Annotated in this window: 24 protein-coding genes and 1 tRNA gene; 9 read left to right on the forward strand and 16 right to left on the reverse strand. The window is 71.1% G+C overall.

Annotated elements, in window-relative coordinates; all coding sequences use genetic code 11:
- Window positions 1–43: 43 nt before the first annotated feature.
- The 3 genes from ACMT9T_RS11510 to ACMT9T_RS11520 all read left to right on the forward strand — a co-directional run bounded on the left by ACMT9T_RS11510 (window position 44) and on the right by ACMT9T_RS11520 (window position 1390).
- Window positions 44–712: a hypothetical protein gene (locus tag ACMT9T_RS11510; RefSeq protein WP_414745656.1), complete on the forward strand. Its 669-nt coding sequence runs from the start codon at window positions 44–46 to the stop codon at window positions 710–712.
- Window positions 713–817: 105 nt separating this feature from the next.
- Window positions 818–976 (forward strand): hypothetical protein, encoded by a 159-nt coding sequence (locus tag ACMT9T_RS11515; protein WP_043668269.1) that lies wholly within the window; start codon window positions 818–820, stop codon window positions 974–976.
- A 99-nt stretch (window positions 977–1075) separates the two neighbouring features.
- Window positions 1076–1390: an ArsR/SmtB family transcription factor gene (locus tag ACMT9T_RS11520; RefSeq protein WP_414745657.1), complete on the forward strand. Its 315-nt coding sequence runs from the start codon at window positions 1076–1078 to the stop codon at window positions 1388–1390.
- A 54-nt stretch (window positions 1391–1444) separates the two neighbouring features.
- On the opposite strand, the gene radA is transcribed toward ACMT9T_RS11520, so the two are convergent.
- The 11 genes from radA to ACMT9T_RS11575 all read right to left on the reverse strand — a co-directional run bounded on the left by radA (window position 1445) and on the right by ACMT9T_RS11575 (window position 13142).
- A complete protein-coding gene (gene radA, locus ACMT9T_RS11525; RefSeq protein ID WP_045529847.1) occupies window positions 1445–2806 on the reverse strand; it encodes a DNA repair protein RadA in 1362 nt (453 codons plus the stop codon).
- A gap of 47 nt (window positions 2807–2853) precedes the next feature.
- Window positions 2854–3690 (reverse strand): ABC transporter permease subunit, encoded by an 837-nt coding sequence (locus ACMT9T_RS11530; protein WP_414745658.1) that lies wholly within the window; start codon window positions 3688–3690, stop codon window positions 2854–2856.
- A gap of 167 nt (window positions 3691–3857) precedes the next feature.
- Window positions 3858–4217: a hypothetical protein gene (locus tag ACMT9T_RS11535; protein WP_414745659.1), complete on the reverse strand. Its 360-nt coding sequence runs from the start codon at window positions 4215–4217 to the stop codon at window positions 3858–3860.
- Between the two features lie 41 nt (window positions 4218–4258).
- Entirely contained in the window at window positions 4259–5035 is a 777-nt protein-coding gene (locus ACMT9T_RS11540; RefSeq protein WP_414745660.1) for an SGNH/GDSL hydrolase family protein, read from the reverse strand.
- Window positions 5036–5090: 55 nt separating this feature from the next.
- Window positions 5091–5795, reverse strand: a complete 705-nt coding sequence (locus ACMT9T_RS11545; RefSeq protein WP_414745661.1) for a response regulator — start codon at window positions 5793–5795, stop codon at window positions 5091–5093.
- Complete coding sequence (locus ACMT9T_RS11550) at window positions 5792–8338, reverse strand: DUF4118 domain-containing protein (protein ID WP_414745662.1); 2547 nt, start codon at window positions 8336–8338, stop codon at window positions 5792–5794. The genes ACMT9T_RS11545 and ACMT9T_RS11550 overlap by 4 nt, the downstream gene beginning before the upstream one ends.
- 32 nt (window positions 8339–8370) lie before the next feature.
- Window positions 8371–8979: a potassium-transporting ATPase subunit KdpC gene (gene kdpC / locus ACMT9T_RS11555; RefSeq protein WP_414745663.1), complete on the reverse strand. Its 609-nt coding sequence runs from the start codon at window positions 8977–8979 to the stop codon at window positions 8371–8373.
- A 41-nt stretch (window positions 8980–9020) separates the two neighbouring features.
- Window positions 9021–11189: a potassium-transporting ATPase subunit KdpB gene (kdpB, locus tag ACMT9T_RS11560; RefSeq protein WP_414745664.1), complete on the reverse strand. Its 2169-nt coding sequence runs from the start codon at window positions 11187–11189 to the stop codon at window positions 9021–9023.
- Complete coding sequence (kdpA, locus tag ACMT9T_RS11565; RefSeq protein ID WP_414745665.1) at window positions 11186–12862, reverse strand: potassium-transporting ATPase subunit KdpA; 1677 nt, start codon at window positions 12860–12862, stop codon at window positions 11186–11188. Before kdpA ends, kdpB begins: the two co-directional genes overlap by 4 nt.
- Window positions 12862–12966, reverse strand: a complete 105-nt coding sequence (gene kdpF, locus ACMT9T_RS11570) for a K(+)-transporting ATPase subunit F (RefSeq protein ID WP_043668301.1) — start codon at window positions 12964–12966, stop codon at window positions 12862–12864. The genes kdpA and kdpF overlap by 1 nt, the downstream gene beginning before the upstream one ends.
- Complete coding sequence (locus tag ACMT9T_RS11575; protein WP_414745666.1) at window positions 12963–13142, reverse strand: hypothetical protein; 180 nt, start codon at window positions 13140–13142, stop codon at window positions 12963–12965. The genes kdpF and ACMT9T_RS11575 overlap by 4 nt, the downstream gene beginning before the upstream one ends.
- Before the next feature lie 301 nt (window positions 13143–13443).
- Between ACMT9T_RS11575 and ACMT9T_RS11580 the strand changes: the two genes are divergently transcribed.
- Window positions 13444–14196 (forward strand): hypothetical protein, encoded by a 753-nt coding sequence (locus tag ACMT9T_RS11580; RefSeq protein WP_414745667.1) that lies wholly within the window; start codon window positions 13444–13446, stop codon window positions 14194–14196.
- Between the two features lie 243 nt (window positions 14197–14439).
- Window positions 14440–16173: a DUF2326 domain-containing protein gene (locus ACMT9T_RS11585; protein WP_414745668.1), complete on the forward strand. Its 1734-nt coding sequence runs from the start codon at window positions 14440–14442 to the stop codon at window positions 16171–16173.
- 111 nt (window positions 16174–16284) lie between these two features.
- Here ACMT9T_RS11585 and ACMT9T_RS11590 read toward each other — a convergent pair whose 3' ends face one another.
- The gene (locus tag ACMT9T_RS11590; protein WP_414745669.1) at window positions 16285–17082 is read right to left on the reverse strand and encodes a sulfite exporter TauE/SafE family protein; all 798 of its coding nucleotides are present in this window, start codon (window positions 17080–17082) and stop codon (window positions 16285–16287) included.
- Between the two features lie 10 nt (window positions 17083–17092).
- The gene (locus ACMT9T_RS11595; protein WP_414745670.1) at window positions 17093–17818 is read right to left on the reverse strand and encodes an NADPH-dependent F420 reductase; all 726 of its coding nucleotides are present in this window, start codon (window positions 17816–17818) and stop codon (window positions 17093–17095) included.
- Between the two features lie 184 nt (window positions 17819–18002).
- Here ACMT9T_RS11595 and ACMT9T_RS11600 point away from each other — a divergent pair, with 184 nt between their 5' ends.
- Both ACMT9T_RS11600 and ACMT9T_RS11605 read left to right on the forward strand, forming a co-directional pair.
- Window positions 18003–18692, forward strand: a complete 690-nt coding sequence (locus ACMT9T_RS11600) for a GAF and ANTAR domain-containing protein (RefSeq protein ID WP_414745671.1) — start codon at window positions 18003–18005, stop codon at window positions 18690–18692.
- Window positions 18693–18754: 62 nt separating this feature from the next.
- On the forward strand, window positions 18755–19483 hold the full coding sequence (locus tag ACMT9T_RS11605) for an ANTAR domain-containing protein (RefSeq protein ID WP_414745672.1): 729 nt from the start codon (window positions 18755–18757) through the stop codon (window positions 19481–19483).
- 55 nt (window positions 19484–19538) lie between these two features.
- Here ACMT9T_RS11605 and ACMT9T_RS11610 read toward each other — a convergent pair whose 3' ends face one another.
- Window positions 19539–20180 (reverse strand): HAD family hydrolase, encoded by a 642-nt coding sequence (locus tag ACMT9T_RS11610; protein ID WP_414745673.1) that lies wholly within the window; start codon window positions 20178–20180, stop codon window positions 19539–19541.
- Between the two features lie 169 nt (window positions 20181–20349).
- On the opposite strand from ACMT9T_RS11610, the gene ACMT9T_RS11615 reads away from it, so the two are divergent.
- Window positions 20350–20931: a hypothetical protein gene (locus tag ACMT9T_RS11615; RefSeq protein ID WP_414745674.1), complete on the forward strand. Its 582-nt coding sequence runs from the start codon at window positions 20350–20352 to the stop codon at window positions 20929–20931.
- A gap of 56 nt (window positions 20932–20987) precedes the next feature.
- Window positions 20988–21077, forward strand: a tRNA-Ser gene (locus tag ACMT9T_RS11620).
- A 96-nt stretch (window positions 21078–21173) separates the two neighbouring features.
- Here the strand turns inward: ACMT9T_RS11620 and ACMT9T_RS11625 are convergent.
- Complete coding sequence (locus ACMT9T_RS11625) at window positions 21174–21794, reverse strand: response regulator (protein WP_414745675.1); 621 nt, start codon at window positions 21792–21794, stop codon at window positions 21174–21176.
- Entirely contained in the window at window positions 21791–22972 is a 1182-nt protein-coding gene (locus ACMT9T_RS11630) for a sensor histidine kinase (protein WP_414745676.1), read from the reverse strand. Before ACMT9T_RS11630 ends, ACMT9T_RS11625 begins: the two co-directional genes overlap by 4 nt.
- Window positions 22973–22986 lie beyond the last annotated feature (14 nt).

A 22986-nucleotide genomic window follows, 5' to 3' on the forward strand; every position in this document is an offset into this window, starting at 1 on the left:
GCGCCGACCCGGCCCGGCGCGCGGGCGACCGTACCCTGTCGTCATGTCCTCGACCTCGCCCGGAGGCCGCCCGTCCGCGGCCGTGTACCGCCGTCGCCGTCTGCTCGCCCTGCTCGTCGTGGTGGCCGTGATCGCGGTGGTCGTGATCATCGTCGCCAACCTCGGCCGCGGCTCGACCCCGACCGCCGACCCGAGCGCGACCCCGACCGCGGATGCGGCCGCCGACGACGGCTCGGACGACGCCGCGGCCGAGGCGACCCCCGAGCCCACGCCGAGCGCGAGCGCGGGCACCGAGACGAACGCCGACGGATCCTGCGCGGCGGGCCAGCTCACCGTCACGCCCGTCACCGACGCCCCCTCCTACAAGGCGGGCGTGCTCCCGAAGCTCTCCTTCACCGTGACGAACACGGGCATGGAGCCCTGCACCGCGAACCTCGGGACGACCACGCAGGTGTTCACCATCTCGAGCGGATCCGACGTCTACTGGAAGTCGACCGACTGCCAGACGGGCGCCGAGGACGCGCAGGTCGAGCTCGCCGCCCGCACGCCGCAGACGTCGTCCCCGTTCCAGTGGTCGCGCCAGCGCTCGTCGACCACCACGTGCCAGGAGAAGGAGCGCCCGGCCGTCCCGGCGGGCGGCGCGACCTACACGCTGTCGGTCGAGGTGGCCGGCGTGAAGAGCACGCAGTCGAAGTCGTTCCTCCTGTACTGACCCGCGGGGCCGTGCGCACATGACCACGGTTCTCGATTGGATGCATCCATTGCAATCCATGCATGCGTCTGTCATCCTGGTGCTCCACCCGCGGAAGGACGCACCATGACCGACACCACCGAGAAGCACGCCGAGCACACCGTCGCCGAGCACCAGCACGGCGCCGACTGCGGTCACGAGACCGTCACGCACGAGGACCACGTGGACTTCGTCCACGACGGCCACAAGCACGCCGAGCACGGCGACCACTACGACGAGCACTGATCCTGCGCGCGGCGACGCGCGAGGATCGAGACGGGGACCGGCCATGAGGCCCGGTCCCCGTCGTCGTCTCCGGGGATCCGTCGCCATAGGATCGATCAGGTGACGTACCCACCCGCCGGCTTCGAGCAGGCAGCCGACCTCTTCAAGGTGCTGTCGTCGTCGTCGCGTCTGGGGCTCCTGGGCCTGCTGGCCGCGCGGCAGATGACCGTGACCGAGCTCGTCGAGGAGTCGGGGATGACGCAGCCGCTCGTCTCGCAGCACCTGCGCGTCCTGCGGTCGTCGGGGCTCGTGAACGTGGAGCGCACCGGGCGGATCGCCCGCTACGAGGTGGCCGACACGCACGTGACGCACGTGGTGGACGACGCCGTGGCGCACGTGCGGGAGCACGCGGCCGGGCACGTCGACGCGAGCTGATCCCGGCGCTGGCGCTGCCGCTGCCGTTGCCGCTCCTGTTTCAGCGCGGGTCGGTCAGAACGCCTCGTCGAGCTCCTTCTCCCGCTCGCTCTTCGCGAGGGAGAACGCGCGGCCGAGCGCGGAGAAGAGCGGCCCCCACTCGGCGTCGACGATCTGCGTGAAGCCGAGCCGCCGGGCCTCCGCCGCGCGCTGCGGCGCCGACGTGACCCCGCGGATCTCGCCCGCCAGGCTGATCTCACCGAACGCCGCGAGGTCGTGCGGCATGGCCTTGCCGTTGACGGCGGAGACGAGCGCGACGGCGATGGCGAGATCCGCCGCGGGCTCGGTGAGCCGCACGCCGCCGACCGTGGAGACGTACACGTCGCGATCCGAGAGCCGCACGTTGGCGCGCTTCTCGAGCACCGCGAGGAGCATGGCGACGCGTGACGCGTCGACCCCGTTGACGACGCGGCGCGGCTGCGGCGCCTTCGTGTCGACCACGAGCGCCTGCACCTCCACGGGCAGGGCGCGGCGGCCCTCCATCGCGACGGTGACGCACGTGCCGGAGACCGAGTGGACGCCGCGCGAGAGGAACATGCCGCTCGGATCCGGGACCTCGACGATGCCGTCGCCCGCCATCTCGAAGCAGCCGACCTCGTCGGTGGGGCCGAAGCGGTTCTTGAGCGCGCGGATGAAGCGGAGCGAGGTCTGCCGGTCGCCCTCGAACTGGCAGACCACGTCGACCAGGTGCTCGAGCAGCCGCGGGCCCGCGATCGAGCCGTCCTTGGTGACGTGGCCGACGAGCAGGAGCGGCAGGTCGCGCTCCTTGCAGACGCGGATGAGGGTGACGGCGACCTCGCGCACCTGGCCGGGGTGGCCGGGCAGGCCGTCGGACGTGCTGCTGGAGACGGTCTGGACGGAGTCGACGATGAGGAGGTCGGGCGACACCTGCTCGATGTGGCCGAGGATCGTGCCGAGGTCGGTCTCGGCCGCGATCATGAGCGACTCCTGCAGCCCGCCCGTGCGCTCGGCGCGCATGCGCACCTGCGCGACGGACTCCTCGGCCGTGACGTAGAGGACCTTCGCGCCCTTCGCCGCGGCGCGCGCCGCGACCTCGAGCAGCAGCGTGGACTTGCCGACGCCGGGCTCGCCGCTCATGAGGATGGCCGCGCCCGGGACGATGCCGCCGCCGAGCACGCGGTCGAGCTCGCCCACGCCGCTCGGCATGTGGCTGGCGGACGCGGTGCCGACGTGCATGATCGACCGCGCCTGGCTGGATCCGGCGGGCGTGAGCGTGGTGACGCGGCCGGCCGCCGCGGGCGTCTGCGACACCTCGGCGACGGTGTTCCAGCTCTGGCACTCGGCGCACCGGCCGACCCACTTCGGGGTCGTCCACCCGCACTCCGAGCAGCGGTACGTGGAGTGGATGCGGGCCATGCGGGGGACTCTACCGGCGGGCACCGACACCGCCGGACGGGGCCGCCCTACGCGTCGCGGCGGCGGAACAGGAGGGCCGCGACGACCGCCGGGATCACGACCCAGACCGCGACGGCGGCGACCTCGACGAGCGTCGTCGGGGGCGGGGCGATGCCGCCGGTCGTGCCCGTGAGGATCCGGCCGGCGGTCGTGAGGAGCAGGTCGTAGGCGGTGACATCGCCGAGGTCGGGGATCAGGCCGACCAGCTGGGGGAGGACGAGCTGCACGGCGACGAGCGTGGTGATCGCCGCCACGCTGCTGCGCATCAGGGTCGCGAGCGCCAGGCCGAGGAGGGCGACCAGGGTGAGGTAGGCGCCGGATCCGAGCAGCGGGCCGAGCACGCCCCACGACGCGAGGCTGCCGTCGTAGCCGATGTCGGCGCGCGTGCCGATCGTCAGCAGGTAGGCGGCGAGGCCGGGGATCACGCCGAGCCCGAACGCGACCAGCGCGACCGCGAGCGCCTTCGCGGCCAGCGCCTCGAGGCGGTTCGGCACCGCGGCGAGCGTGGAGGCGATCGTGCCGCTCGACTGCTCGGAGCCCATGGCGAGCACCCCGAGCACGCCGACCGCGATCTGGGTGAGCTGCAGGGGCAGCGTGAGCACGGCGGCCGTGCCCGCGTCCGCCATCGACGGCGAGGAGCCGGCGGGCAGCGGGTTGGCCACGAGGGAGACCACCGCGCTCATGGCCACGCTGGCGAGGGCGACCAGCGCGACGGTCCAGCGGGTGGAGCGGAGGGTCGCGAGCTTCAGGAGCTCCGCGTGGGTCGCGCGCGGGAAGGTGACGCCGGTGCGACGGGCCGCGCGGGCGGCGCGCGGGTGGCGGATGGTGCGGGTGGTGGTGCTCATGCACCTGACGCTACGGAGCGGCGATCGGGTGCCGAGTCGGGCGGCGGTGCCGCGAGCGTGAGCCGTCGGTGCCGCGACGGGGTCACGTTCCGGCACGTGGGGATACCGGGGGACCATGCCCCCGCGGATGCGTCACGGTCGGGCGTGGCAGGCGCCGGCCCCGCCGGTCAGCCGCCGGGTGCCGGGTCGGACGCAGGCCTGGCCCGGAGGCGGACCAGCGCCCGGATGTAGAGGAGCAGGGCGGCTGCGAGGGCGACCGCGCCGACCCACGGCGGATCGAAGGTGCCCGTGATGAGGAGGGCGCCGATGATGAGCGTGACCACGAACCAGAGGGTGCCGGTCGGCGGGGGCGCGAGGGCCCGGTCCCGCCCGCGGACGCGCACGTACATGAAGACGGACAGCGCGAAGGCAGCGGCGGAGAGCCACGGCGAGACGCCCGCGCCGGTGACGAGCAGCGCGCCCGAGACGAGCCCGATGACCAGCCAGAGCGTGCCGGTGGGGCGGGCGTCCGGGGTCTCGTCGGCCATGGATCCACCCTAGGGACGCGGTCCCGGCGGACGCGAGCGCGTCAGCGCCCCGACACCTCCAGCGCGCGCACCGTCGCCGGGAGGAAGGGCAGGAACGCGCTCGCCCAGACGCGGTAGCCGCGGTCGTTCGGGTGGAAGAGGTCGCCGGCGGCCTGGGTGATGGCGAGCACCGCGGTCTGGCGACGCGTGATGCGGTGCAGGGGCGCGAGGCGGAGGCCCCGGTCGGTGGCGAGGCGGCGGACGATCTCGTTCGCGACCCGCACCTTCCGCTCGCTCGCGGGGAAGTGGAAGCACGGCAGGTCGGCGACGACGGTGGTCGGCGGGACGGCGTCGAGGATCCGGCCGAGGTCGCGCTCGAAGGCGACCGGCTCGAACGCGGGGATGTCGTTGGCGCCGATGGCGAGGGTCACCACGTCGGGCCGCAGCTTCGCGAGGCGGGGGAGCTGGTACTCGACGAGGTCGGCGACGCGGGCGCCCGAGACGCTGAGGTTGACGGTGCGGACCGAGCGGCCGCTCAAGGCGCGGATCCGGTCGGCGAGGATCCCGACGTAGCCGTTCACCGGACGGCTCGCGCCGATGCCCTGCGCGGTCGAGTCGCCGAGCGCCACGTAGAGGAGGTCGCCCTCGAGCTGCGCGTGCTCGCGCCACCAGGCGGAGTTCACGGGGAGCGTCTCGTTGAGGACCACGGCGCGCTCGCGGCGGCCGGCCTCGAACCGGCGCGGCACCACGAGGGCGGCGGCGGTGAGGCCGCCGAGCGCGGCGGTGACGGAGGCGATGAGGGCGGCGGGACGGGCGGAGCGGGTGGATCTCGTGGGCACCACGGGAGCCTACGCTCGCGGATCCGCACGTCGCCTGGTCGCCGATGCGCCGCGGCTACTCCTCGCCCGGCGCGCGCCCCGCCCCCGCCGGAACGAACCGGTACCCCATGCCGGGATCGGTGAGCAGGTGCCGCGGGTGCGACGGATCCGGCTCGAGCTTCTTGCGCAGCTGCGCCACGTAGAGGCGGAGGTAGCCGCTGTCGTTCACGTGCGTGGGGCCCCAGATCTCGGTGAGGAGGGTCTGGCGGGAGACGAGCCGGTCGGGGTTCCGCACGAGCAGCTCGAGCACCTGCCACTCGGTGGGGGTGAGGCGCACGCGCTGGTCGGCGCGCGTGACGACGCGGGCGGCGAGGTCGACCGTCACGTCGGCGAAGGCGATGACGGCCGAGCGGTCCTCGTCGGCGGCGGCGCGGCGGCCGAGGGCGCGGATCCGGGCGAGCAGCTCGTCGATGGAGAACGGCTTGGTGACGTAGTCGTCGGCGCCCGCGTCGAGCGCCTCCACCTTGTCGGCGGCGCCGGAGCGGCCGGAGACGACGAGGATCGGCGCGGTCGACCAGAGCCGGAGCGCCTGGATCACCTCGACGCCGTCGAGCCGCGGCATGCCGAGGTCGATCATGTAGAGGTCGGGCTTCTCGGCGACGGCCGCGCGGATGGCGGCGGCGCCGTCGTCCGCGGTGACGATGTCGTAGCCGAGGCTCGTGAGGGTGATGCGGAGGGCGCGCAGGATCTGCTGGTCGTCGTCGGCGATGAGGATCTTCACGCGGTCACCTCCGGAGCGGTCGCGGGGACGCCTTCGGGAGCCGGCGGATCCGCGACGGGCTCGGCACCCGCCCGGCACGCCGGCAGCGCGACCACCATCGTGAGCCCGCCGCCCGGGGTGTCCTCGGCGGTGAGCGTGCCGCCCATCCCCTCGGTGAAGCCCTTGGAGAGCGCGAGCCCGAGGCCGAGGCCGGACGCGTTGTCGGTGTCGCCGAGGCGCTGGAACGGCACGAACATGTCGTCGCGGCGCTCGGGCGAGACGCCCGGGCCGTGGTCGACGACGCGGATCTCCACGGTCTCCGCGAACGCGCTCGTGCTGAGCCGCACGGGCACGCCCGCGGGCGCGTGCCGCACGGCGTTGCTCAGCAGGTTGACGACCACGCGCTGCAGGAGGCCGGGATCCGCGACGGCGCCCGGGAGCGCGGGCGCGAGGTCGAGCACGGCGTCGGCGGGGCCGAGGTCGAGCTCGTCGAGGGCGGCGAGCACGACGTCGTCGAGGTCCACGTCCATGAGGCGGACGCCGAGCACGCCGGCCTGCACGCGGCTCACGTCGAGGAGGTCGGTGACGAGGGCGGCGAGCGTGCCGAGGCTCTCCTCGGCGGTCGCGAGCAGCTCCTCGCGGTCGCCGTCGGCCCAGGTCATGCCGGGGGAGCGGAGCGCGGAGACGGCGGCGGTCGCGGCGCTGAGCGGGCGGCGGAGGTCGTGGCTGACGGCCGAGAGGAGGGCCGTGCGCACGCGGTCGGTCTGGGCGAGCGGGCCGACCTCGCGGGCGGTGTCGGAGAGGTCGCGGTGCTCGAGCGCGGCGTCGAGCTGCGCGGCGATGACGCGGAGGAGGCGGCGGCCGGACGCCTCGAGGTCGTCGCCGTAGAGCGTGAGGACGCCGCGGGATCCCACGGCCACGTCGGTCGCGGCGGCGCCCGTGACGACGCCGTCCCACGCGATCGTCTCGCCGCGGTCCACGAGCTTCACGCCCTGCAGGCCGAACGCCTCGCGGGTGCGGCTGACGAGCGCGTGCACGGCGCCCTCGCCGCGGAGCACGGATCCGGAGACGGTCGCCAGCAGCTCCGCCTCGGCGGCCGCGCGGCGGGCGACGCGGGCGCGGCGGGCGGCCTGGTCGACGATCCAGCTGACGAGCAGCGCGATGACCACGTAGAGCACGAGCGCGAGCATGTGCATGGGCTCGTCGACCGTGATCGTGTACAGCGGGTCGATGAAGAAGTAGTCGAGCGTGAAGCCCGAGAGCACGGCCGCGAACAGGGCCGGCCAGATGCCGCCGACGAGCGCGACGAGCACCACGAGCAGCTGGTACGAGAGCACGTCGCTCGTGATGGAGTCATCCGAGCGCGTCGCCGACAGGAACCAGGTGAGCAGCGGGCCGCCGCCGAGCGCGAGCAGCGCGCCGAGGATCCGGCGTCGCATGCTGAGCGCGCCGCCCCGGATCCGCGGGAGCCGGAAGCGCCCGCCCGCGGCCGCGTGCGTGACGATGTGCACGTCGATGTCGCCGGACTCGCGGATCACGGTGGCGCCGATGCCGGGCCCGGTCGCCGCGGCGGCCAGGCGGCTGCGGCGGCTGACGCCGAGCACGAGCTGCGTGGCGTTGGAGGCGCGCGCGAACTCGACGAGCGCGCGCGGGATGTCGTCGCCGACGACCTGGTGGTAGCTGCCGCCGAGCGAGTCGACGAGCGCGCGCTGGCTGGCGAGCGCCTCGGGGCTGCCGGAGCGGAGGCCGTCCTGGCTGGAGACGTGCACCGCGAGGAGCTCGCCGCCGGCCGACCGGGCGGCGATGCGGGCGCCGCGGCGGAGCAGCGTCTCGCCCTCGGGTCCGCCGGTGAGCGCCACGACCACGCGCTCGCGGGCCTCCCACCTCGCGTCGATCCCCTTCTCGTCGCGGTAGGCGGCGAGCGCGGTGTCGACCTCGTCGGCGAGCCACAGGAGCGCGAGCTCGCGGAGCGCGGTGAGGTTGCCGAGCCGGAAGTAGTGGGAGAGGGCCGCGTCGATCCGCTCGGCCGGGTACACGCGTCCGCCGGCGAGCCGGTCGCGCAGAGCCTCGGGCGCCAGGTCGATGACCTCGATCTGGTGCGCCTCGCGGAGCACGCGGTCGGGGATCGTCTCGCGCTGCGGCACCCCGGTGATCTTCTCGACCACGTCGTTGAGGGAGGCGATGTGCTGGATGTTGACGGTGGAGATCACGTCGATGCCGGCGTCGCGGATGAGGTCCACGTCCTGCCAGCGCTTCTCGCTGCGGCCGCCCGGCGCGTTCGTGTGGGCGAGCTCGTCGACCAGCGCGATCGTGGGCCGGCGGGCGATGACGGCGTCCACGTCGAGGTCGGTGATCTCCACCCCGCGGTGCGAGACCTCGCGCCGCGGCAGGATCTCCAGCCCCTCGAGCGTCGCCGCCGTGGCGGTGCGGCCGTGGGTCTCCACGACCGCCACCACCACGTCGGCGCCCTCCTCGCGCAGCCGCTTGCCCTCCTCGAGCATCGCGTAGGTCTTGCCCACGCCGGGCGCCGCTCCCAGCAGCACCCGCAGTCGACCGCGCTTCATGTCTTCTCTTCCTTGCCCGCGTGGTGCGGGCGTCAGCCGCCGAGCCCGGCGAGCGCGATGTTCAGCTGGAGCACGTTCACGGTCGGCTCCCCGAGGTAGCCGAGGTCGCGTCCCTGCACGTGCTGGTCGACGAGGCGCGCGACCTCCTGCTCGGGGATGCCCCTCGCCTCGGCGACGCGGGCCACCTGCTCCCGAGCGTATTCCGGGCTGATGTGAGGATCGAGCCCGGAGGCCGACGCGGTGAGCGCGTCGGCCGGGATGGTGGCCGGATCCACGCCGTCGGACTCCGCGATGGCGGCCTTGCGGTCCTCGATGGAGGACACCAGGGTGTCGTTCTCGGGGCCCAGGTTGCTGCCGCTGGACGCGGACGCGTCGTAGCCGTCGCCCGCGGCCGACGGCCGGGACTGGAACCACTCGGGGAGGGCGGCGCCGTCGGAGTCCTGGAAGGACTGGCCGATGAGTGACGAGCCGACGACCTGGCCGTCGACGGTGGCGAGCGAGCCGTCCGCCTGCGCGGGGAGCGCGAGCTGGCCGATGCCCGTGACGACGGCCGTGTAGCCGACGCCGAGGACGACGGTGAGGACGGCCATCGCGCGGACGGCGACGCCGGCGGTGCGGAGGGACTGGCGGGGGGAGGACATGCGCTTCCTTCTATCGGTGACGTGAGGTGATCGGGGAGGGATCAGAAGCCGGGGATCAGGCTGACGACGAGGTCGACGAGCTTGATGCCGATGAACGGGGCGATGACGCCGCCGACCCCGTAGACGAGCAGGTTCCGGCTGAGCACCTTGGAGGCGCTGAGCGGCCGGTAGGCCACGCCCTTCAGGGCCAGCGGGATGAGCGCCACGATGATCAGCGCGTTGAAGACGATCGCCGAGAGGATCGCGGACGCGGGCGAGTGCAGCTGCATCACGTTGAGCACCGCGAGCTGCGGGAAGACGCCCGTGAACATCGCGGGGATGATCGCGAAGTACTTCGCCACGTCGTTCGCGATGGAGAACGTGGTGAGCGCGCCGCGCGTGATGAGCAGCTGCTTGCCGATCCGCACGATGTCGATGAGCTTCGTGGGATCCGAGTCGAGGTCGACCATGTTGCCGGCCTCCTTCGCGGCCGACGTGCCCGTGTTCATCGCGACGCCGACGTCGGCCTGCGCGAGCGCGGGCGCGTCGTTGGTGCCGTCGCCGGTCATGGCGACCAGGCGGCCGCCCTCCTGCTCCTTGCGAATGAGCGCGAGCTTGTCCTCGGGCGTCGCCTCGGCGAGGTGGTCGTCCACCCCGGCCTCGGCGGCGATGGCGCGGGCGGTGAGCGGGTTGTCGCCCGTGATCATCACCGTCCGGATCCCCATCGCCCGCAGCTCTGCGAAGCGCTCCTTGAGGCCGTCCTTCACGACGTCCTTGAGGTGCACGACGCCGAGCACGCGGCCGGCGCCCGCGGCGTCCTTGGTCGCGACGACGAGCGGGGTGCCGCCGCCGTTCGAGATCGCCTCGACGGCCGTGGTCAGCTCCTCGTGCAGCGTCGACGGGAGCGGACGGCCGCCCTCCTCGAGCCACGCGATGACGGCGGACGACGCGCCCTTGCGGACGACCGTGCCGTCGGGCAGGTCCACGCCCGACATGCGGGTCTGCGCGGTGAACGGCACGTCCACGCCGCGGGGCAGCGTCGAGGTGTCGAGGCCCTGCGCGACCGCGAGGTCGACGACGCTGGATCCCTCCGGCGTCGGGTCCGCGAGCGACGACATGGCCGCGGCGCGGGCGAGCTCCTCGGCGCCGACGCCGTCGACCGCGACCAGCGCGCTGGCGCGGCGGTTGCCGTACGTGATGGTGCCGGTCTTGTCGAGCAGCAGCGTCGTGACGTCGCCCGCGGCCTCGACCGCGCGGCCCGACATCGCGAGCACGTTGCGCTGCACGAGCCGGTCCATGCCGGCGATGCCGATGGCGGAGAGGAGCGCGCCGATGGTGGTCGGGATCAGGCAGACGAGCAGCGCGATGAGCACCGGGACGCTGACGGTCGCCGCGGAGTACGAGGCGATCGGGTTGAGCGTGAGCGCCACGATCACGAACACGATCGTGAGGCTCGCCAGCAGGATGTTCAGCGCGATCTCGTTCGGCGTGCGCTGGCGCGACGCGCCCTCGACGAGGCCGATCATGCGGTCGACGAAGGTCTCGCCGGGCTTCGAGGTGATGCGCACGACGATCCGGTCGCTCAGCACCCGCGTGCCGCCGGTCACCGCGCTGCGGTCGCCGCCGGACTCGCGGACCACCGGGGCGGACTCGCCCGTGATGGCCGACTCGTCGATGGAGGCGATGCCCCACACGACGTCGCCGTCGCCCGGGATCGACTCCCCGGCCACCACGACGACCATGTCGCCGAGCGTGAGGTCGGCGCTCGAGACCTCGCGGAGCTCCGCGCGCTGGGCGCCCGGGTCGCCCGCGGCGTCGTAGGACGCGACGACGTGCGCCATCGTGCTGGTGCGGGTCTTGCGCAGGCTGTCGGCCTGGGCCTTGCCGCGGCCCTCGGCCACCGACTCCGCGAGGTTCGCGAAGACGACGGTGAGCCAGAGCCACAGGGCGATCCCGGCCGTGAAGGTCGCGGGCACGGCGCTGCCGCCGGAGGAGCCGGATCCGCCCGTGAAGGGCTCGGCGATCGCGAGCACGGTGGTGAACGCGGCGCCGACCTCGACGATCAGCATCACGGGGTTCTTCCACATGAGGCGCGGGTCGAGCTTCCGGAACGCGCCGGGGAGCGCCTCGGCCAGCTGCCGGGCGTCGATGGCGCGGGCGCGCGACGGCGTCGGGCCGGATGCGGGCGATGCGGCCTCGCGCGGTTCGGCCTCGGGGGTGATGGGGGTCATGATGCGAGCCCTTCCGCCAGGGGACCCAGCGCGAGAACGGGGAAGTAGGTGAGAGCGGTCACGATGACCGTCACCCCGATGAGGAGGCCGATGAACTGCGGCCGGTGGGTGGGCAGGGTCCCCGCGGTGGTGGGGATGCGGTCCTGCGCCGCGAGGGATCCCGCGAGCGCCAGCACGAGCACGATCGGGAGGAACCGGCCGAGCAGCATCGCGACGCCGAGCGCCGTGTTGAACCACGGCGTCGAGGCGGTGAGGCCGGCGAACGCGGATCCGTTGTTGTTGGCCGCCGAGGTGAACGCGTAGACCACCTCGGACAGCCCGTGCAGCCCGCCGTTGAGGATCGAGGTGCCCTCGACGTCCTCGCGGACGGCGGGGATCGCGAAGCTCAGCGCGGTGCCGACGAGCACGAGGATCGGCGTGACGAGGATGTAGAGGCTCGCGAGCTTGATCTCGCGCGGCCCGATCTTCTTGCCGAGGTACTCGGGCGTGCGGCCGACGAGCAGGCCCGCGACGAACACCGAGATCACGGCGAGCACGAGCATGCCGTAGAGGCCGGATCCGACGCCGCCGGGGGCGACCTCGCCGAGCATCATGTTGATCATCGGCATCATGCCGCCGAGCGCCGTGTACGAGTCGTGCATCGAGTTGACCGCGCCCGTCGAGGTGAGCGTGGACGTGGATCCGAAGAGCGTCGAGGCGATGATGCCGAAGCGCTGCTCCTTGCCCTCCATCGCCGCGCCCGCCGCCATCGGGGCCGTGCCGGCGCCGTTCAGCTCGAAGAGCGTGAGCGCGGTGAAGGAGGCCAGGAAGATCGTCGCCATCACGGCCGCGATCGCGGTGCCCTGGCGGGTGTCGCCCACCATCTTGCCGAAGGTGCGGGGGAGCGAGAACGGGATCACGAGCATCAGCAGCACCTGGAACGCGCTGGTCCACGCGGTCGGGTCCTCGAACGGGTGCGCGGAGTTCGCGTTGAAGAACCCGCCGCCGTTCGTGCCGAGCATCTTGATCGCCTCCTGCGAGGCCACCGGCCCGCCCGGGATGGTCTGCGTGCCGCCCGTGAGGGTCTGGACGTCCTGGAAGCCGGCGAGGTTCTGGATCACGCCGCCGGCGATGAGGACCACCGCGGTGACGAGCGAGAGCGGGAGCAGCAGGCGGAACGACCCGCGGATGAGGTCGACCCACATGTTGCCGATGGTGCCGCTGCGCGTGCGGGCGAAGCCGCGGACGAGCGCGATGGCCACCGCGATGCCGACCGCCGCCGACACGAAGTTCTGCACGGCGAGCCCGGCGAGCTGGACCGTGTAGCCCATGGTCGCCTCGGGCGAATACGACTGCCAGTTCGTGTTGGTGACGAACGAGACGGCCGTGTTGAAGGAGATGCCCTCGAACACGGCGGGGAGGCCGAGCGAGTAGGGGAGGAGGGCCTGGAGGCGCTGCATCCCGTAGACGACGAGGACGCCGACGAGCGAGAAGGCCAGCACCGCGCGGAGGTAGGCGGGCCAGGTCTGCTCGGAGCGGGGATCCACGCCGATGAGGCGGTAGACGCCGCGCTCGACGCGCAGGTCGCGGCGCGACTCGTACATGCGCGCCATGAGGTCGCCCAGCGGGCGGTGGACGAGGACGAGGACCAGGACGACGGACGCGACCTGGAGGATTCCGGCGAGCGTGTCCATCAGAAGCGCTCGGGGCGGATCAGGGCGTACACGAGGTACACCACGGAGGCGATGCCGAGCACGGCGGCGGCGAGGCCGGCGGCGTCGGCGAACGAGGTGATCACAGCTTCTCCACCCCCCGGCCGACGAGGCCGACGAGGGCGAACAGGACGATGGCGCCTGCGATGTACACGAGGTCGAGCACGGGGGATCCTCCATGAGGGGTGCCGCGGCCGGTCGGACGCGGGTGCCCGGCGGGGCACGAGGCACCACTAGACACCTCGCGCGCGGGCGTCCTCACGCATCCATACGGTTCCCTCACGGCGGCGCGGGGAACCTCACGACACTCCTACGCGGGGGCATCTGCTTCCCCTAAGCGCGGTAGTCGCGACGCACAGGGCTGCTGCGACACTGACGCACGCCACACCAGGCCATGACCCTCAAACGCGGGGCAGCAATTAGCCCTCTGGCTATCATCAGGGCGGCTTATAGTAGGGATTGTGCCGATACGGGTATCGTCGCGATATTTCACTCACTCGATCTAGGATGCTCCCATCGCCGCGAGAATCGCCTTAAGTACGGCACAGTTAAAAGTTCTGCTCATGCGCTCCGGGCAGTTTTGCGCTTTCACAAATTGCGGCCAGCGTTTATATGAAGACGCGGTTAATCCGGCTGACGTGGATACCGTGACTTTTGAGATCGCGCACATTGCCGCGGTCAGCCCTGGCGGCGCTCGGTTTGATAAGAAAATGACTGATGCGCAGCGCGCCGATATCACAAACCTGATGCTGTTGTGCGAAAGGCATCACAAAATCGTGGACTCGCAAAGGGAGCGCTACACGGAGGAAGTGCTCATTGCCATGAAGCATGAGCACGAGCGGGAAATCACGCGGGGGCAGCTGTACGCTATGAGCGAGGTTGGTTTCGAAGAGTTGGAAGCAATTTGCGCATCTGTCCGCATGCTTCCATCGGCAAGTCGTGCCCAGATCGATGAACTGGTCTTGCCGCCTGAGGTGACGGTAAAGATGAAAAGCAACGATCTCAGTGATGCGTCCGGACGGATCATAAAAGTCGGCATATCAAAAACCACACAGGTTGCCGCTTACATCAGTTTTACGGAAGGCATCTCTCCGGGCTTTGCCAATCGAGTTCGGCAGTGGTTTCTGATGTCATATGCGCAGGGTGCATTAGGCGGCCTAGCCGGAGATGAGCTGTTCGCCTACTTATGCTCGGTGGCGTCGGAAAATGCGGGAGTAAAGCGAGGGGCTCTCCTGGAAGCCGCCGCTATTGCAGTCGTCGTGCACTTGTTCGAGATCTGCGAACTGTTTGAGGCCCCAGATGCTTCTGCCAAATAAATACATTCTCCCACAGGATTCGCTCTTGGGGCTATCAATGCGGCTCGTGGCAGCGCTACCGATTGTCAGTAATGTAGGAGAGGCCTGGTTCATATTTCGAGACCGCGTGGACGCGCATTCAGACTTTCAACGTTTCACTTTAGTTCTGGACGTACTCTTCATAATGGATCTATTGACGCTCGAAGGTAACTTACTTATCACCAAAGAGCTCGGCGGTAAAGCGATCACCAAGGAAGGGCCCTGATGCTTATCGAGCTTGGCGCAAATAAGCCCTCATTCACGCCAATCCGGTTCACCTCGGGAATGAATGTTGTCTTAGCAGATCGGACAGCGAAGGCCACCCGGACTGATAGCCGCAATGCGCGTGGTAAATCTAGCATCTTGCTGGCTATAAATTACTGTCTAGGTGGCAGTTTTCCCCAGGCATTTAAGCCTTTGGCTGATGATGACTGGAGATTCGACCTCACGATCAAGATTGGTGACTCGATCGTCACGGCGTCAAGGCGCTGCGGTGTGGAGCGTAACTTAATATCAATTGCGCTAAACGATGGGCCGCGACCCGCCTGGTTTTCATTGATGGACGAAGGTGTCTTTCGTCTCGATACTTGGAAGTCGGTGCTCGGGTGGACCTTGTTCGGCTTACCGGAGCTAGCGGCTGATGAGGATCGTGTTTTAAGCGCACGGACCTTGCTGTCTTATGTGGTCAGGACAAATGCGCCCGACGATCCAACAAAAATCATAGCTCAGCAGTCAGCGCGTCTATCAAGAATGCATACTTCGTACCTATTGGGTTTAGATTGGACGGTAAACGATCGCCTGGCGAAACTAAAAGAAGAGGAACAGGCATATAAGGCAGTTGATGCGGCTGTCGCTTCGGAGTACGTGGCTGCGGTAGTGGGAAATGAGGCAGACCTTTTGATGGAGCGACAAGAGGCTGTCATCGAGCGCGACCGGGTAGCCGAACATGCACGAAACTTCGTGCTTCTCGACGATCCAGACGACGTCATAAAGCAAGCCGACGACCTTACGGCGGACGTGAACGGGCTTCGTAACGAGATATACATGACGCGGCAGATGATGTCTCTGCATGAATCTTCCCTCGCCGAGTCGCAGCAGCCATCCGCAAATGAAACTCTTGATCAACTTCGACTAGAGCTTGCAGGAGTCATAAAAAAGAAGGCGCTTCTTCGCTTAGATCAGGTTGAGGAATTTCATGCGCGCATCTATCAAAATCGAGTTGCTTACTTAGGCGTTGAACTTGAAGAGCTGCGAGAGCGCAAGGACGACCTGGAGGGGCGTCTGAAAAAAGTTCTAGCAAAAAGGACCCGTCTTCTCGAGCAGGTGCATGCTGGTGGTGTGCTAGACGAGTTACTTGCTTTGCAGCGCTCTCATATAGAGCTCGCAGCCGTGGTCCGCGACCTCGATTTACAGCTTGACGCACTTCGGAGGTGGGCGCGCGCGAGGGAGGAAGTTAATGTCAGGAAAAGCGAAGTACGCGTTACCGCCGCAGACCTCCTGGCGGAACGCCAGTCAACACTAGATCATTTCGCTACTCGATTCGACGCCGTCATAAGGTCGCTTTATGGCAAAGGCGGGGCCCTTACTGTCAAAGTGGACGAGGATGGGTATAAAGTGGATTTGACTGTGCCTGCGTCAAGCAGCACGGGTGTGAAGAAAATGAAGCTTTTCAGTTATGACTTGACGTTGTTATGGGAAGCGAATAGGGAAGTTCACCCCGGATTCCTTATCCATGACTCTGTTGTATTTGACGGCGTTGACCCAGTGCAAACACAGACGGCTTTGGAGCAAGTGCAGGAAGCGGTGCTTTCGTCGCCGGAAGAAGAGCGCCAATATATTGTGTTACTAAACAGTAACGAGGTCCCTGACGAGCTCGCGGCGTCGGCCTGGTTCCAGACAAGCATTCGACGCCGCATCATCGAAAGTGAAATAGGTGGAGCATTCGGCATCCTATTTTGAGCACGAAGAGTTTTCACGTCGACTCGCCTACGTTGGCTCTGGTGGACTTGCATCAGCCAGTTGTTCGCGGCCCTTTGTCTGCAAACGGCTGAATGCTTTGATGGTACGCAACTACGCCCACTCCGCCACCACGTCCGACCCGACCTTCACGATGAGCACCGCGACCACCACGATGAACGCGATGCGGATGAAGCGGCTGCCGCGGGCGACGGCCATGCGGGATCCCGCGTAGCCGCCGAGCATGTTCGCGACGCCCATGCCGAGGGCGAGCGCCCAGAGCACGTGGCCCTGCGGGATGAAGAAGGCGAGCGCGCCGAGGTTCGTCGCGACGTTCACGATCTTCGCCTTGGCGCTCGCGAGCACGAAGTCGTAGCCGAGCGCGGTGATGAGCGCGATGATCAGGAACGTGCCCGTGCCGGGTCCGATGAGCCCGTCGTAGAAGCCGATCACGAGCCCGAGCAGCGCCGCGATCCCGTGGTGCTTCCGGCCGGTGTGGCGGAGCGCGGCCACGTCGCCGAGCTTCGGGCGGGCGATGGTGACGACGGCCACGATGATCAGCGCGACCACCACGAGCGGCTTGAAGACGGACGACGGCAGGAGCGCCGCGAGGCTCGCGCCGCCGTAGGCGCCGGCCAGCGCGACGGCGGCCATGGGCAGGGCGGTGCGGAGATCCGGGTGCGTGCGTCGGTACCAGGTGACCGCGCTCGTCGACGTGCCGAACAGCGACGCGAGCTTGTTGGTCGCGAGCGCCTCCACCGGCGTGATCCCCGGTACGAGCAGCAGCGCCGGCAGCTGCAGCAGGCCGCCGCCGCCCACGACCGCGTCGATCCAGCCGGCCGCGAGGGCCGCCAGGATCATCAGCAGCGCGACCGTGAGGGTGATCTCGCCGAGGGATCCGCCGATGTCCACCGGGCGCCGGCTACTCGGCGGAGCCGGCGTCGGCGCGCGCGTCCGCCGTCTCCAGCGCGACCAGGCGGCGGATCTCGTCCGCGTCCACGTTCACGCCGAAGAGCGAGCGGCCGGGCTCGAGCACGCGGCCGGCCGCGAGCGGGCCGACGTCGACGGGGTCGAAGCCGAACGCGTCCACGAGGGCCGCGACCGCGGCACGTGCTGTGTCGTCGTCGCCCGCGACCGCGATGCCCTTGCGGCCGGGCTCGCCCGCGGGCCGGGGCCCCTCGTCGAGGTCGTGGTACCCCATGTGGTTGAACGCCTTGACGACGGTGGAGTCCGAGAGGAGGTCCTGCACGAGCTCGCTCGTGGAGGAGGCGGGGTTCGCCAGGTCGTCGCGGTGGCCGTCGACCTCCCACCAGTAGTTCATGGCGTCGACGACGAGCTTGCCGCGGAGCTCGGCGACGGGCACGGAGGCGAGCTTGCCGAGGGGGAGGGCGAGGATCACGACGTCGGCGCGGGCCGCCGCGTCGGCCGAGGTGGTGGCGACGGCGCCCGGCGCGAGCACGTCGACGATGAGGGAGATGCGCGACGGATCCCCGGAGCCGGAGATGAGCACGGGGTGCCCGGCGGCGATCGCGCGGCGGGCGAGGACGGTGCCGACCTTGCCGGCGCCGAGGATCCCCACGGTGACGGATCCCGCCGCCTCCGCCGGGTCGATGTCGGGTCGGGCGGGGGCGTCGTCGTGGTGCGTCATGGGATCCATTCTCCGCCGTCCCCTGCGCCCGCGGCGGCGCGCCCCGCGACGGTAGGGTGGCGCTGCGGTCGGTACCCGGTCCCTGCGCCCCGCGTCCCATCTCGCGGACTCGACGGGCCCCTGGAGGCACTCGTGATCACAGTCATCGCCCCTCGTGCGGCGGAGCGTGCCTAGGCGCGGCCTCGTGGCCGTCGCCGACGCCGCGGAGGCGCTCGAGGACGCGACCACGGCGGGATCCGACCTGTGCGGCCCCCTCGTCGCCGCCCTCGGCGTGAGCGGCGCGGCCGTCTCCACCCTCGGGGATCCGCTCGGCAGCGAGACCGTGTGCGCGTCTGACGACCGCGCGGCGCGGCTCGACGAGATCCAGCTCGACCTCGGCGAGGGCCCGTGCTGGGAGGCGATGACCTCGCGGCGGCCCGTGCTGGAGCGCGACGTGCAGGGATCCGCCGCCACGACCTGGCCGCTCGCCCGCCACGCCATGCACGAGACCGGCCTCGGCGCGGTCTTCGCGTTCCCGCTCGTCGTCGCGGGCCTCAGCCTCGGCGCGGTGGACCTCTACTCCCGCACCGCGCGCGACATCTCCGACCAGGAGGTGGCGGACGCGACCACCCTGTCCCGGATCGTCGCGCGGCAGGTCCTCCGCCGGGCTCTCCTGGCCGCCGAGGAGCCGCAGGAGGAGGATGGGGCATGGACAGGCCGCTACTCCCGACGCGAGGTGCACCAGGCCACCGGCATGGTCGTCGCGCAGACGGGGATCCCCGCGGCGGACGCGCTCCTCGTGCTCCGCGGCCACGCCTTCGCCACGGGTCGCCCCCTGCGGGACGTGGCCGAGGACGTCGTGGCACGCGTCCTCGACTTCACCCCGGACCGCTGACGCGGACCATCTGCTCCTGACCGACCGCCCGACCGCCCGATCGACCCAGAGGAACCACGACGATGCCGGAGACCCGGGAAGAGCTGCTCGTCCACACCTTCGTGAGCCTCGCCGACTCGCTCGTGAGCGGATACGACGTGCTCGACCTGCTGCAGACGCTCGTGGACCAGGCCACCCGGCTGTTCGACGCGAGCGCGTCCGGCATCATCATCGGGCCGGACGACGAGCACCTGGAGGTCGTCGCGTCCACGAGCGAGAAGAGCCGCCTCGTCGGGCTCATGCAGCTCGAGGTGGGCGAGGGCCCGTGCGTCGAGGCCGTGACGACCGGACAGGTCGTGTCCGTCGCGGACGTGCGCGAGATCGCCGACCGCTGGCCGGCCTTCGCCGAGCAGGCCGCGGGTGCCGGGTACGTGTCGGTGCACGCGATCCCGCTCCGGCTGCGTGGCCAGGTCATCGGATCCCTCAACCTGTTCCGCGATCACGAGGGCGCCCTCAACGACGCCGACGCGACGGCCGCGCAGGCGCTCGCCGACGTGGCGACCATCAGCGTGCTGCAGGAGCGGGCCATCCGCGACAGCAGCGTCGTGCACGACCAGCTCCGCCACGCGCTCGACAGCCGCGTGGTCATCGAGCAGGCCAAGGGCGTCATCGCGCACACGCACGGCGTCGACATGGACGAGGCGTTCCGGCTGATCCGCCACGAGGCCCGCAGCACCAGCACGGCGATGCCGGAGATCGCGGCCGCGATCGTCGAGGGGCGCATGACGCTCGCGGCGGCGCAGCGGCCCTAGCCGCGGGGTGCCGCGCGCGGCTGCGACGGCTGCGGCTGCGCTGGCGTCGCCGGCGTCAGGAGAGCGTGCCGTCGAGGATCCGGTCGAGCGTGCCGAGGCCCTCCCAGACGTGCGCGTGGATGCCGGCCTCCCGAGCGGCGTCGACGTTGGCGGGCTTGTCGTCGACGAACAGGATCCGCCCGGCCGGGCTGCCGAGGCGCTCCACGGCGACGGGCCACACGTCGGCGTCGGGCTTCGCCATGCCGAGCCGCGCGCTCGTCATGACGTGGTCGAAGCGCGCGCCCCAGCCGTCGGGGTCCTCGAGCACGTCGGCGAGCTCGTGCGGCGCGTTGCTCAGCACGGCGAGCCGGTAGCCCGTCGCGATAGCGCGGTCGAGGGCGGCGAGGACCTCGTCGTCGGGGGATGCCCAGCGGCGCCGTTCGATCGCGACCAGCTCCGCGAGGCCGTCGTCGTCGGGGACGTCGGCGCCGACGTCCTCCGCGACCGCGGCCCAGAACTCCCGCGCGCTGCCGCCGCGGTCGTACGCCTGGCGGTGCGCGTCGAAGGCCTCGCGCACGCGCGCCTCGGCGTCCTCACCCGTGACGCCCTCGGGATCCAGCGCCCGGGTCAGCGCGCCGATGTCGTCCGGCCGCGTGATGAGCACGCCGCCGATGTCGAAGAGGAGCCAGGGGAGGGCGGGGTCGCGGTTCTCGGGCACGGGTCTCCTTCGGGATGCGGCGGACGGGTCCCCTCGAGCATGCCCGCTCGCGGGTGGCGGTGCGCGCGTCGACCCGCGCCGTGCGGATCCCGTGAGGGTCCAGGCCCCCGGCGCACGGCTTCCGTGAGGGCGGGCTCGCACCGCGGCCCGCGGCGGTAGACCTGCTGCCATGACCCTCACCGCGATCCTCCCGTCGCTCCGCCGCAGCATCCCGGATCCGCTCGCCGCCGCCCTCTGGCCCGCGGGCACCGTCGCCACCACGACCGACCTGCGCGTCGGCGACGTGTCGCTGGTCGCGCTCGCCGCGGAGCGCGGCACGCCCTGCGTCGTCACCGGCCCGACGGTCGAGCGCGGCAGCAGCGGTCGCGCGTCGCGCACGGCGTCGGCCTCGGCGGTCGTGCTCCGGATCCTCGCCGTCGCGCCCGCGACCGACGACGCCCCGCGCGCCCTGCTCCTCGACGCCGACATCGCGGGCCTCGCCTGCACCTGGTCGGAGCTCCGGCTGATCGGCCGCGCGTCCACCGCCGCCGCGCGCCCCGCGGTGGTCGGCGGGGCGTCCGTGCGGCTGCCCGCCGACATCGCGGCCGGCGACCTCCTCGCGGTGCCCGTGCCGGCCGCCGTCGAGGTGCGCGGGATCCGCGTGGTCGACGCGTCGACGCCCCTCGTGGCCCCGCGCGCGGCCCGCATCGCGTCCGTCCCGGTGCGCGTCGACGTGCCCGTGACGGTGCGCGCGCTCGCGTCCGCGCGCTGATCCGCCGCCGCCCAGCCCGTGCGATCCCCGCCCGGGCCTGTACTACACTTGATCCCGGTGGCGTGTCCGAGCGGCCTAAGGAGCACGCCTCGAAAGCGTGTGTGGGGGAGACTCCACCGTGGGTTCAAATCCCACCGCCACCGCCAGATGGATCCGGCGGCTCGCCTCGAGCGAAGCCCCCGATCCGCGTGAAGGGCCCCGGGAGACCGGGGCCCTTCGTCGTTCCCGGCTCCCTGCCTTCGTCAGCGCAGGATCCCCAGCTCCCTGGCCGCCGCGACCGCGGCCGTCCGCGAGCTCACGCCGAGCTTCGAGAAGACGTGCACGAGGTGGGACTTCACGGTCGCGTCGGTGATGTGGAGGCGCGCGCCCACCTCGGTGTTGGAGGCGCCGTCGGCCACGAGCCGGAGCACCTCGATCTCGCGGGCCGACAGGCTCACGCGCGGCGCCCGCATCCGGGCCAGCAGGCGGCTCGCGACCGCGGGCGCGAGGGCGCTCTCGCCGGCCGCCGCCGCGCGCACGGCGGCGAGCAGCTCGGCGGGCGGCGCGTCCTTGAGCAGATAGCCGCTCGCCCCGGCCTCGACCGCGCCGAGGATGTCGCCGTCGCTGTCGTAGTTGGTGAGCACCAGCACGTAGGGCGCCGCCTCCACTGCCCGGATCTGCCGGGTCGCGTCGGCGCCCGTGCGCTCCTGCCCGAACTGGAGGTCCATGAGCACCAGGTCCGGGTCGAGCGACGCGGCGAGCGCGACGGCCTCGTCGGGGGTGGCGGCCTCGCCGACCACCTCGATGTCGTCGGCCACGTCGAGCACGGCGCGGAGGCCCGCGCGGACGACGGGGTGGTCGTCGGCGATGACGATGCGGATCACGACGGCTCGACCTCCAGGATCGCGGTGATGGTGGTGCCCCGGCCGGGCGCGCTGTCGACGTCGAGGCGGCCGCCGAGCTGATCGACCCGCTGGGCCATGGCTCGCAGGCCGAAGGAGTCGGTCGTGCCCGCGTCCTCGCCGACGCGCGCCGGGTCGAAGCCGACGCCGTCGTCGCGCACGGTGAGCGTCGCGTGCGCGGCCGTGACCGCGACGCCGATCTCCACGGTGCGCGCGTCGGCGTGCTGCACGACGTTCGCCACGGCGCCCTGGGCGATGCGCAGGAGGGCGGTCTGCACGGCCATCGGCAGCGGCCGGTCGAGCGGCGGCACGGTCACGTCGATCCGGAGCCCCTCCCGCCGCCACTGCGCGGCCAGGCGCCCGAGCGCGGCGCCGAGCCCGGCGTCGAGCGACGGCGGCGCGAGCTCCCGGATGAAGCGGCGCGCGTCGGCCAGCCCGTCGGCCGCCGTGCTGCGGGCCAGGCGGATGTGGTCGAGGCCCGGCCGGTCGCCGTCGGCCGCCTCGGCGGCGTGCAGCAGCATCTGGATGCTCGTGAGGCCCTGCGCGACCGTGTCGTGGATCTCCCGCGCGAGCCGCGCGCGCTCCGTCAGCACCCCCTGCTCCCGCTCGGTCGCCGCGAGGAGGTCGCGGGTCGCGATGAGCTCCGCGACGAGAGCCTCCCGCTCGGCGGACTCCCGCGCGAGCGCCCGGTAGCCGAGGCCGATCAGCAGCGCGACGCCCGCGCCGACGAGCGGCCCGATCACGCCGCCGACCGTGAACCCGCCGTGCAGCCCCAGCGCCACCACGGCGACGAGGGTCGCGACGACCACCGCGACCGGCCCGACGACGCGCGGCAGCACGTGGAGGTAGAGGAAGAAGAGGGGGAAGACGAGGTAGGCCGCATCCGGCACCAGCACGAGGAGCGCCACCCACGCGGCGGTCAGCGCGGTGATCCACACGGCCCCGGCGGCGGCCCTCCGCGTCGGGCGGGCGGCGGGCACGCGCGCACCGAGGAGGTACAGGATCGCGAAGGCCACCGAGAGCGCGAGCGCCGCCGGCATCCGCGGCCCCTCGACGACGAGCACGCGCACCACCACGAGCGTGAGCAGCGACGCGGACAGCACGTGCAGCCCCGTGCGGAGTCCCACGAAGACGGGGGTGAGGGTGCTGTGGGCGGCCATGGCCCCTGAAGGCT

Source organism: Clavibacter vidaverae (genome assembly GCF_047529985.1).
Taxonomy (GTDB): domain Bacteria; phylum Actinomycetota; class Actinomycetes; order Actinomycetales; family Microbacteriaceae; genus Clavibacter; species Clavibacter nebraskensis_A.